The following is a 9,062-nucleotide window of genomic DNA, read 5'->3' on the forward strand; positions in this document are numbered from 1 at the left end:
GGACACTATATGGCCCCGAGCCGGACCGGACGTGACCACCGGTCACGCGGCCATCGTCGCCGGGTGGCCGGAGCATTCCACCCGGGCCGCCGGCCGGAGCCGGCGCGCCGGGTATCCGAGGACGGCCGGGCCACCGCGGGACGCCCGGGAAGGCGGGGCGCTGCCTGCCCGCCCGGGCACCGCTTCCCGTTCTCGTTCCGCTGGCTCTACTGTCGCTGGGTGACGTCGATGCGGACAACCGGGGAAGCACTGGCCGCGGCCCTCGCCGCGCGGCTGCCGGACGGCGCCGTGGTGACCGACCCGGATCTGCTCGTCTCCTACCGTCACGACCAGGCCAGCGGGGCGGAGGCCGGGCAGCCGGCCGTCGCCGTCTTCCCCCGGAGCACCGAGCAGGTCCAGGCGGTGATGCGCGTCGCGCACGGCCGGGGCGTGCCGGTGGTCCCCCGCGGCGCGGGCTCGGGGCTGTCCGGCGGGGCCAACGCGGTCGACGGGTGCGTGCTGCTGTGCCTGGACCGGATGGACGCCATCCGGTCCATCCGTCCCGCCGACGGGTACGCGGTCGTCGAGCCCGGGGTGATCAACCAGCGGTTACGCGAGGCCGCCGCCGCCCACGGCCTGTGGTACGCGCCGGATCCGGCGTCGCGGGAGCAGTGCACCATCGGTGGCAACATCGCGACGAACGCCGGCGGCCTGTGCTGCGTGAAATACGGCAGCACCCGGGACTGCGTGCTCGGCCTCGAGGTGGTGCTGGCCGACGGGCGGGTCACCCGGGTCGGGCGCCGCGCTCTCAAGGGGGTGGCCGGCTACGACCTGGTCAGCCTGTTCGTCGGCAGCGAGGGCACCCTTGGTGTGATCACCGAGGCCCGGCTGCGGCTGCGTCCGCTGCCCGCCGCGCCGACCACGGCGGTCGCGGTGTTCCCGGACCTGGTCAGCGCCGGCCGGGCGGTTGAAAAGATCATGAATGTCGCCACGCCGTCCCTGCTGGAGCTGATGGACGCAACGACGCTCGCCGCGGTCGAACGGTTCCAGCCCATGGGCCTGGACTCCTCCGCCGCCGCGCTGCTGCTCGCCCAGAGTGACCTGCCGGGGCAGGCGGGCGAGGCCGAGGCCGACACCGTCGTCAGCGTCTGCGCGGCCGCTGGCGCTACCGAGAGTTACCGTTCGGAGGACGCGGCACAGGCCGACATGCTGCTGGCCGCCCGCCGGCTCGCCTTCCCCGCCCTGGAACGCCTCGGCGCGTGGCTGCTCGACGACATCGCCGTCCCGCGCTCACGCATCGTCGAGACGGTCAGTGGTGTCGAACGCATCGCCGCGGCCAGGGACGTCGTGATCGGCACCTTCGGCCATGCCGGGGACGGCAACCTGCATCCGATGATCGTGTATCCGCGCGGGGATCCGGACGCCGGGCGGCGCGCGCTCGCCGCGTTCGACGACCTGCTCGGCCTCGCGCTGCGGGTCGGTGGGACGGTCAGCGGCGAACACGGTGTCGGTGTGCTCAAGTGCCGTGTCCTGGCCGACGAACTGGACCCGGTGGCGCGGTCGCTGCACACCTCGATCAAACAGGCGCTCGACCCGGCCGGCATCCTCAACCCGGGCAAGGCGCTGCCGCTGCGCCCGTGAGGTCCGCGATTTCACGGCTTCACGTAGCTTCGCCACGCCGGCGGCGGATCGCCGGCGGCGGATCGCCGGCGCGCCCGAGCACGAACACCTCAGACGCGCCGGCCGGCTCGTCCCCGCCCACCCGTACGGAGAACGATCCAGCGGAGTCTGCCGTTCGATACGCCTTTCGGCCCTGTTGGCGTACACAACGACAAAGCTGCGGCGATCTTCCTTGGCGGCCGGCGCCTGTTGACGTCAGCTACCGATTTTGTTGCTACTTGTAGTTATCGGATTGGTGCTTCAGGCTGCCGCGCGGGCGGCTACCGCCTTCTCCGCTGTCGCGCGTGACTGCTCGGCGAGTGGGATGAGATCGGCCAGGGCCGGGTTGACCGTGGCCAGCGTCAGTTCGACGTTGATGAAGTCGATGTCGGTCGCGCCGAGCGCGGTGAGCACGTGACGCAGGTAGGGCTCCTGGTAGTCGTTGCCCTCCTGGGGGGTGCCCGGGCCGTATGCCCCGCCGCGGGCGGTGATGACCGTGACCGGCTTGCCATTGAGCACGCCGGGCCCGCCCGACAGGCTGACGGTCCGGTCGACGACGACGACGGCGTCGATCCACGCCTTGAGCGTCGACGTGATCGACCAGTTGTACATCGGGACGGACAGCAGCAGAGCGTCCGCCGCCTCAAGCTCGGCGATGAGCTCCTCACGCCCGCCCCAGGCCGCGGCCTGCTCCGGTGACCGCTCGTCCGCCGAGGTCACCGAAGCGCTGATGCCGTCCCAGCCGAGGTGCGAGGGCGGGTTGGCTGCGAGGTCACGATAGGTCACAGTGCCGCCGGGGTGGCTCTCGGTCCAGGCGGTGGCGAACCGGCCGGCGAAGGCCCGGGACTCCGATGCCGGGCTGACGCTTGAGTCGATGTGCAGGAGTGTGGGCATGTGATCCCCTCGATCGGGCCGACAGTCGAGCCAACAGATGCGTGACAAAACGGTGTGCAGTCACGATCGTCTGCGACTACACGTATCACTGACAGAGAATATCTCAGATCGCAAGCAGTAGGATGAGGGGGTGGAGCACTCGGACGCGGAGGGGACGTCGAAGGCGACGTCGGGATCGGGGACCGACACCGCCGCCGCCGCTGCCGAGTTGCCGGAAGAAGTCCACGAAGACCTCGGCTGGCTGCTGACCCAGGTCCTGAACGGCTTCCTGCAGGCCGCGCAGGAGACCGTCGGGGACTTCCCCGGCGGTCTCCGCGGCCTGCACATACTGTCCGCCACCGCGACCGACTGCGCCCGCAACCAGCTGGAGGTCGCCCGCCGCCTCGGCATCGACCGGTCGGTCATGGTGCGGCTCATCGACGATCTCGAACACGGCGGCCTCGTCAAACGATGTCCCGACCCGGCCGACCGGCGTGCCCGGCTCATCCGGCCGACCGATGCCGGGCTGCGCCGACACGAGGAGATGACGGCCCGCCTGAACCTGGCCCAACGGCACGTCCTCGCTCCGCTGAACGCCGACGAGCAGGTGATCCTCACCGACGCGTTGCGGCGTGTGGCCATCGGCCTGCTCGCCTCCGGCCAGTCGCCCGAACCATGCCCGGGGGACGCGGCGGATTGCAGGTAGGGCAGGCAAGCCAGGTAAGACAGGCAAGGGCGGCCGGAGACAGAACGCTCCAGCTCACGACACGATGATCATCGGCCATCCAAAAGCAAACGATCTACCCGGGGCCGCCTTTCTCACCCCGAGAGTTCCACCTCCTGGAGCCGGCCCGGATCGGCAACGCCGGGAACCGCGTGTCGCCAGGAATCCCGCTACAGCTGGCAAATACCGCGAGAGCCGGCTAGCGTGAGATGCGACACGATGCCCGCCGACTGCCGCAGGAGGCCCGATGAGTCTGAATCCAGCCGAAACCGCTCTCGTCCTCATCGAGTTCCAGAACGACTTCACCACGGCCGGCGGCGCGTTGCACGGCGCGGTGGCGGAGGTCATGGAGCGGACGGGAATGCTCGGCAACACCGTTGCGGCAGCCGAACAGGCCCGCCAGGCGGGTGCCACGGTCATCCACGTCCCGATCTCATTCGTGGAGGGTTACGGCGAGATCAGCGCGAAGCCGTATGGCATCCTCGCCGGGGTCGTCGAGAGCAACGCGTTCGTGAAGGGTTCGTGGGGCGCGCAGATCGTCGCGGCTCTCACGCCCGCCGCCGGTGACATCCTTGTCGAGGGGAAACGCGGGCTGGACGCTTTCATGAGCACCAACCTCGACTTCATCCTCCGCGGCAAGGGCATCAGAAACGTCGCCCTCGGCGGTTTTCTCACCAACTGTTGCGTCGAGTCCACAATGCGGACCGCGTATGAAAAAGGCTTCAACGTCCTCACGCTCACCGACTGCGTTGCAGCAACCTCCGTGGAGGAACACGACAACGCCATCACCAAGGACTACCCGATGTTCTCGCATCCGGTGGTTTCCAAGGAGTTCGTCGCCGTGCTCGGCGGTGGCGGTGGCCTGGTCGACTCCAGCCGCGGTTACACCGCCTGAGCCGTATACCAGCACAAAGATCTAGCCGATCCGCCCCGCACACATGAGATCATGAGGTGACGGTGATCCGGGCGAGCTTGCGGCCGACTTTGAGGTAGTAGTCGCCGCTCCGGTCGCCGAGTTTGTCCTTGACCAGGGCCGCGAGGGGCTCACGGGCCTCGTCGGCGGTGAGCGTGATCTGCCCCTGGCCGCCCTCGGCCTCGACGACGAGGCGCAGCCCGTTCTGCTGGGCGACGCGGCGGACGTCAACGTTGCTCCTGGCGAAACCCAGCGCCTTCACCGCGTCGGTCACCGACTGCCCCAGGCCGGCGACCTCGGGCAGGTTCTCGACGTCACCGAAGGCGTAGCTGCCCTTGGACTTGCTCATCTTGGCCCCGGTGCCGTCGGTGCCCTCGATCAGCTGCGGCAGTCTGACCTCCCGCAGCCAGTCGCCGTTGTGGCGGAACCGGGTGCGGGCGAAGTCGAAGAACGGGGTGACCTGCTCACGGCAGGTGGCAAGATTGCGGGCAATGTCCTCGTCGGTCAGCGCGGGCCGCTCGTCGGAGCGGCCACTGGGATCACCGATCTTGGCGGTTATGTCACCGACGATGAACACCACCTGGTGCCCCACCGCTGGAAGCGGCTGAGGATGAGCATCGGCTCGCGCACGGTCGCGTCCGCAGCGAGGTTCGCGTTCGTGAGCAGGGCCGTGGCACGATCGACAGACGTGCTCAGTCGAGTCATCGAAGCTCTCCGGGACGCGGGATGTGCCTGCCATCCTAACGGCGCCACGCTTAGCTCATTCTTCCTGGACGAAACCGAACTTGGCATATGATTTTTATCAATTAGACGTATGTTCTTCATGAACTGAAGCAGCGGCACGCCAGCGCCCCATTCGGCCCCGCCCCACCCACGCCCCATTCGGCCCCGCCCCACCCACGCCCGCCGCCATCCGCCGGCGGACGCTGCCCCGTCCAGCACAAGAAGATCGTTACGCGATCAGGCGCACGGCGCAGAACAGCGTCGCAGCCTTTGCCAGCCGGGCATCCGAGGTCACCAACGTGAGGTCCCGAGCCTCCGCGAGGGCGACGTACGCGGCGTCGTACGCGCTGACACCAGACCGCAGTTGCCACATGCGCGCCAGCAGAAGATCCACAGGTACGGAGTCGATGCCGAGCTGCGAGAGGCGCGCGACGGCGCGGTGCGCCAGATCATCGCTGATCTTTTTTCCGAGTGCGAGCCCTCGTATCACGGAGAACACCTCGACCTGCCAGTGTTCGGGCGCGGCCCACTCGGTGTCACGCTCCAGGGCCACCCGTGCCCGGCGACCACGGTCGTCAGCGTAGACGAGCGCGTTCGCCAGGACGGAGGCATCGACGACGATCACTCCATGTCGCCGGCAGCGAACGGCTGACTGTCGCGCTCGGCACGGGCGGCCGCGAGAACGTGCGCGGCGTCCGGAGCCGTGATGCCGGCGCCGCCCCCTGCCTCGAGCTCACGCCCGACGGCGGCCAGAATCCCCTGGTTCCAGGCGAATCGGGCCTGGCGGGTGAGCAGCGCGAGCAGGAAAGCCTGGAGGGACTGGCCCTGCTGCTGGGCATACCGGCCCAGCGCGTCTCGGACGTCTTCCGGCACGTCGCGGATCGTCACAGCAATAGGCATGCCTACATAATGCCTGCATAATGCAGGCGGGATCAAACGGTGCCGACCGGCGTACGGTCCAGATCTCGCCGTGCCGCGATGGCCTCACCCGGGTGGCTTCCGTCAGGTGGGCTGTGACCAGGCCTGGGCGAGCAGTTCGTAGGACCGGACCCGGTCGGTGTGATCGTGGGTGACCGTGGTGATGAGCAGTTCGTCGGCCCCAGTTACGTCACACAACGTGCGCAGGCTGCGGACGACGGTCGCGGGCGAGCCGACGAACTGGGTGTCGATCCTGTCCGCGACGGTCGCGCGTTCCTGTTCCGTCCACGGGTAGGCCGCTGCCTCGGCTGGCGTGAGGTACGGGGTGATGCCCTCGCCTCGACGGATACTGGCCGCCCACGCGCCGTAGCCGCTGGCCAGCCGGCGGGCGGCTACGGCGTCCTCGGCGACGACGACATCCGCGGAAACCATGACGTACGGCTCCCGCAGCGTCCGCGACGGCCGGAAGGCGGCGCGGTACGCCGCGACCGTGTCGAGCACGGCGGACGGCATCGAATGATAGTTGGCGGCCAGCGGCAGTCCCAGCTCACCGGCGGTCCGCGCGCTTTCCCCGGCCCTCACCGCGCAGATCCACAGCTGCGCGTCGGCGCCCTCCGCGGCGGGCGCCCGCAGGTGCACACCGCTGGGGGTAAGGTAATCGCCGCGGACGAACGCCTGGATGTCGCGGACCTGCCGCGTGTAGTCGTCGTCCGCGCCCTCCCGGTATCCGGCCAGCTCCAGCTGCTGGCGGAGGCGGCGGGGGTCGAACAGGAACGTCGGTGGCGCCGGGATGAGCAGGCCGTCGACCACCCGGGGCCGGGACGCGGGCCGCCCGGCCGTCGCCGATGGCCCGGCAGCCGGGCTCGTGGCGGTTCCGGCGGTCCCGGCGGTCCCGGCGGCCGCGCCGGCGAACCTGCCCACACTCGAACGGCCCAGCCCGAGATCAACGCGCCCGGGATGGATGTGCGCGATCGTCCCGAACTGCTCGGCGATGACGACCGGTGTCTGGTAGGCCGTCTGCACCGCCCCCGACCCGACCCGGATCCGCTGGGTGGCGGCCGCGACCAGGGCGATCAGGACAGCGGGCGCGGCGGATACGACGCTCGGGGCCAGGTGGTGCTCGGCGAACCAGTACCGGGCATAGCCGAAACGCTCGACGTGCCGCGCAAGATCGAACACGTTGCGCAACGCGTTCCCGGCCGTCGAGCCCGAGGTGAGCGGCACGAGGTCGAGCACCGACAACGGGACGGGTTTTTCCGAAGGCATGTTGGCCAACGCCTTTCCAATCCACGGACATTACTTTCCGTTATTACGATCATGCAATATGCACATACTCATCCGCGGAGCTTCTCCGGTTAAATTTACGTATCCACGGATCTTTTGATGTGTCACTTCCGCACATGCGGATTTCATGGTACTCTCTGCCCTGCGCGGTTCGTTCGATCAACGAAAGCGGGACGGCTCCAACGGCGGGGCGGCCAGCAACTTTGATCCAGCCCCATTCCGGGAACCTCGCCCCGCCAGTGTCCCCGACCTTTTCGACCGGAGTCGTTTATCGGCCATGACTTCTTGATCTCCCGCGCCACCCGGAAAGGTGGCGGGAACCACCGCGCCCAACAGCAGGCACATCCACCCGCATCATCGGACAGGCCCTTCTTCCGATCATTATCCGCGCTGTCCCAGGGCCCTGCCCCGATGCCGGGAACAGCACGCCGCACCGGGAGTACCAGCTATTTCGTGGAGGCACGACGCCATCACCACGAAACAGGCCGGTCACGGCCGGGGCACAGACCCAGCACCTGACACCGGCGGCCGTGTGCGCGGCGACCGATGCTCACCTGGCATCCGCGGGCCCGGCGGTACCCGGAATACGAGCCTCCCGGCCATACCCGCCGGCGCCACGATTGCAAGCCGGGCCCACACCCACGGCTTTCCTGTGTTCACACAGGGAATTCACGCCGCATACCGGTGCCCGTTCCCCGGCGCGGGCACCGGTATGCCCGCCCATGGGCCATCCACAAAACGAGAAAGCTGCCCGCCGTCCGCTGGAACCGTGGGACGGCCTGTTCAGCACGCCGGCATCAGATGAGGAGTGATCATGGAAACAGGCCTGGTGGCGACCCCGTCCGACGCGCTCACACCGTCCGCGCGGGAGTTCTTTCTCCCCGAGCTGCCGCGTTCCCTCCCGTTCGCCTATCATCCGAAAGCCGCGCAGATCGAGTTCGCCTCCAACGGCTGGGTGCGGGCATACCTCGGCGAGTGTTTCGCGACCGAGGAGGACCTGCTGTTCTTCCTGCGCCAACGGAACGGGATCTACGGCCCGCTCACCGTGCCGGACGCCGACGAACAGCGGGCCGTCGACATCGCCGACTGGTACCAGTACGTGACGGTGATCGACAGCTTCGTCTCGGACCGGTCGGCCCTCGGCGCCGACGACACCGCGGCCAGAGAGATCTTCACCGGCATCCTTGCCGACTTCCGCGCCGACGGCGACGGCGACGACGGCCGCGGTGACGGCCGTGGCGGCGGCCCGGCCGACAACTCCGCCTACGGCCGGGCGGCAAGGGACCTGTGGCGACGGATCAGCCCCGGCCTCAGCCCGGCCCAGATCTCCCGGTTCACCGCCGCGCTGGAGGCGTTCCTGCGCGGGTGCGCCACGGAGATCCACGCCAAGCTGACCGACAGCGTCCCGGACTACGAAAGCTGCCTGGCGGTACGGCTGGACAGTTTCGGCTGCGACTTCATCGAGCTGATGACGGAATACGGCGCGGCCGTGGACATGAGCGGCCTGCTGCCGCAGCTCGTCGAGGTCCACCTCCACTGCCGCCGGCAGATGATCATAATCAACGACCTGCTGTCCTGGCGGAAGGAACACGCGCAGGACGACAAGATGACCGTGGTGCGGGTCCTGATCGAACGGGACGGGCTCAGCCTCCAGGACGCCGTCAACCAGCTGTGCGAACTGGTCGCGCACCATGAGAAGGCGTATGTCGAGGCCCGCGACAAGCTGCTGTCCGGGCCACTCGGCGAACGCGCGGACGTGCGTGCCTATCTCACCGCGGTGGACCATCTGATGGGCGGCAGCCAGGAATTCGAATACCTGACTCCACGCTATTTCGGCGACGGGTCGGTGTGGGACGGCTCGACCTCGGGATGGCTGGACCTCGACGCGCCCGTCACACGTTTCCGGCCGCGTCCCCGGCCCGCCGGGACGGCCGGCGAACCGGCGGCCCCGGCCGCCACCACGGCGACGGCGGCGGCTCCGACCGCGGC

9 protein-coding genes are annotated in these 9,062 nt (G+C 68.9%); 4 read left to right on the forward strand and 5 right to left on the reverse strand.

What is annotated here, in order from left to right; all coding sequences use genetic code 11:
* The first annotated feature begins 228 nt into the window (after positions 1–228).
* On the forward strand, positions 229–1,620 hold the full coding sequence (locus NBW84_RS11885; protein ID WP_250284536.1) for an FAD-linked oxidase C-terminal domain-containing protein: 1,392 nt from the start codon (positions 229–231) through the stop codon (positions 1,618–1,620).
* A 279-nt stretch (positions 1,621–1,899) separates the two neighbouring features.
* Here the strand turns inward: NBW84_RS11885 and NBW84_RS11890 are convergent, their stop codons facing one another.
* Positions 1,900–2,532 (reverse strand): NAD(P)H-dependent oxidoreductase, encoded by a 633-nt coding sequence (locus NBW84_RS11890; protein WP_250284537.1) that lies wholly within the window; start codon positions 2,530–2,532, stop codon positions 1,900–1,902.
* 130 nt (positions 2,533–2,662) lie between these two features.
* Here NBW84_RS11890 and NBW84_RS11895 point away from each other — a divergent pair, with 130 nt between their 5' ends.
* Complete coding sequence (locus NBW84_RS11895) at positions 2,663–3,217, forward strand: MarR family winged helix-turn-helix transcriptional regulator (RefSeq protein WP_250284539.1); 555 nt, start codon at positions 2,663–2,665, stop codon at positions 3,215–3,217.
* Between the two features lie 265 nt (positions 3,218–3,482).
* A complete protein-coding gene (locus tag NBW84_RS11900; protein ID WP_250284541.1) occupies positions 3,483–4,130 on the forward strand; it encodes an isochorismatase family cysteine hydrolase in 648 nt (215 codons plus the stop codon).
* Between the two features lie 49 nt (positions 4,131–4,179).
* Here the strand turns inward: NBW84_RS11900 and NBW84_RS11905 are convergent, their stop codons facing one another.
* The 4 genes from NBW84_RS11905 to NBW84_RS11920 form a co-directional block, all read right to left on the reverse strand.
* Positions 4,180–4,728, reverse strand: coding sequence for a hypothetical protein (locus tag NBW84_RS11905; protein ID WP_250284543.1), 549 nt, complete (start codon positions 4,726–4,728; stop codon positions 4,180–4,182).
* A 372-nt stretch (positions 4,729–5,100) separates the two neighbouring features.
* The gene (locus NBW84_RS11910) at positions 5,101–5,496 is read right to left on the reverse strand and encodes a type II toxin-antitoxin system VapC family toxin (RefSeq protein WP_250284544.1); all 396 of its coding nucleotides are present in this window, start codon (positions 5,494–5,496) and stop codon (positions 5,101–5,103) included.
* A complete protein-coding gene (locus NBW84_RS11915) occupies positions 5,493–5,771 on the reverse strand; it encodes a FitA-like ribbon-helix-helix domain-containing protein (RefSeq protein WP_250284545.1) in 279 nt (92 codons plus the stop codon). Before NBW84_RS11915 ends, NBW84_RS11910 begins: the two co-directional genes overlap by 4 nt.
* A 102-nt stretch (positions 5,772–5,873) precedes the next feature.
* Positions 5,874–7,055 (reverse strand): LLM class flavin-dependent oxidoreductase, encoded by a 1,182-nt coding sequence (locus tag NBW84_RS11920; protein WP_250284546.1) that lies wholly within the window; start codon positions 7,053–7,055, stop codon positions 5,874–5,876.
* An 832-nt stretch (positions 7,056–7,887) separates the two neighbouring features.
* Here NBW84_RS11920 and NBW84_RS11925 point away from each other — a divergent pair.
* Positions 7,888–9,062 (forward strand): terpene synthase family protein (locus tag NBW84_RS11925; RefSeq protein WP_250284549.1); only part of this gene is annotated, 1,175 nt, incomplete at its 3' end.

Source organism: Protofrankia sp. CiP1_Cm_nod2 (assembly GCF_920664355.1).
GTDB lineage: Bacteria > Actinomycetota > Actinomycetes > Frankiales > Frankiaceae > Protofrankia.